The 1764-nt window shown below is 64.5% G+C and carries 1 protein-coding gene; it reads right to left on the bottom strand.

Annotated elements, in window-relative coordinates; translation table 11 throughout:
* Positions 1-81: 81 nt before the first annotated feature.
* Positions 82-1683: an iron ABC transporter permease gene (locus tag GBM95_RS11610; protein WP_226963313.1), complete on the bottom strand. Its 1602-nt coding sequence runs from the start codon at positions 1681-1683 to the stop codon at positions 82-84.
* Positions 1684-1764 lie beyond the last annotated feature (81 nt).

Raw genomic sequence — 1764 nt, 5'->3', positions numbered from 1 at the left:
AATCCGCCGAAGGCGGAGAGGGCAAAGCCCTCACTGAGCTCAGACTACAACCTACTTTTTAAGAACAAAATCGGCGAAAGCTCACTTGACATTCACCGCCAGTCCCACGAAGGCGACGGGCCCCATGGCGGCCGTTGAAATGGCGCAGAGAAGCGCGCAGAGTCCGAGAAGCATGAGAGAGGCCATTCCCAGCGGGAGCCCCCTCGACTGCGCGAAGTCGCGCCCGACGGTGAGGAGCGTCATGCTTCTTGAAACCGCGAGCGCGGCGGCGATGAGAAGCCCGACGCCGAGCGCCAGAAGCCCCGCCGCCTCGGGCGTCGTGCGGTAGGTCGACCCGGAAAGCCACTGCAGGATGAAGTAGTTTTCCATCGTTCCGCCCGAGAGCGAGAGCGTCGTGACGGAGTCGAGAAATGCTGAGAGCGCAATGCCCGAGAGCACGATGATGCCCGGGGTGAAATGCGCGCGCCTTGAGAGAAGAAGGAGAACCGCAAGAACGGCAAGGCTCCCGACCAGCGCTCTCAGGGACCCCGAAGCCCCGACGCTCGCCCCGAACCAGAGCGACCCCGCGACCATCGCGAAGGAAGCGCCCGCTGAAACGCCGAGAATGTCGGGCGACGCGAGGGGATTCCGGATGAGGCGCTGCAGAATCACGCCGGCAGCGGCAAGTCCCGCGCCGGCGGCGAGCGCCGTCACGAGCCTCGGGCCCCTCAAGAGGAGTTCATAGTCCCCTGCCAGTCCGAAGGTCCAGCCTTCCCCGCGGCTCACGAGGAAGAGATTCAGGAAAAGAACGCCCGCGAGCGCAATCGCCAGCACGGCGACGCCGGATTTCGAGAGCGTTTTTCCGGCCGAAACCAGGCTCTCCTTGCCGGTTCCCGAGGCTTCAGCCGAAAGCGAACTCATCTGCCGGCGAACAATCCAGATGAAGATGGGCGTACCCACCACAGCCGAGACCACGCCCGTCGGAACGATGTCGCCCGTGAGGGAGGAGAGCCAGATCGCCGTGCCGTCCGTTGCCGTGAGAAGCGCCGCGCCGATCAGGATGCTCGCGAGGAGCTGCCGGCCCGGCGAGCGGAATCCCGCCGCCCGCGCGATATTGGGTGCAATGAGGCCCGTGAAGTTGATGACGCCCGCCGTCGTGATGAAGGCGGCGACGAGCCAGACCCCGAGCGCCGTAAGCGCGATGAAGACCGGCACCACCGGAAGGCCTCTCGCCCTCGCGCCTTCGTCGCCGAGCGAAATGAGGGCGAGCGCTCTCGGCGCAAAAAGGAGAATCAGCAGGATGACGGGAAGGGTTCTCGGGAGGAGCCATTCGAGCCCGCTCCAGCCGTTCTGCGAAAGGTCGCCCGCGCCCCAGAGAAAGACGTTCTGAATGAAGTCCGCGTGAAGGAGCACCACCGCGGTCGCAATCGCGCCGAAGAGGAGATTGACGACCATGCCGGAAATGACGAGGGTTACGCCCGTCATGTTTCTCGGTCCCGTAATGAGGACGATGAGCCCGAAGGCGAGGAGCGCTCCCGCAAATGCGGCGGCGAGCAGCCATTCGCTTGCGGCCTCCGGGAAGAAGGCGGAGAGAACGACGATCGCGAGCCAGCCGCCCGACGAGGTGCCGAGCGTGAGGGGCGACGTCATCGGGTTCTGCGTGAGCTGCTGAAGAAGACACCCGACCAATCGGGTAGGAGGCATGGGATTAGTTCCCATGCCGTCCTCCCACACCACCGTACGTACGGTTCCGTATACGGCGGTTCCTAGTATCAAGGCTTAACG

This window comes from Sutterella seckii, assembly GCF_009183815.1.
Taxonomy (GTDB): Bacteria; Pseudomonadota; Gammaproteobacteria; order Burkholderiales; family Burkholderiaceae_F; genus Sutterella; species Sutterella seckii.
The sequence above is the reverse complement of the archived record's forward strand: the minus strand, read 5'-3'. Positions and strand labels throughout refer to the sequence as shown.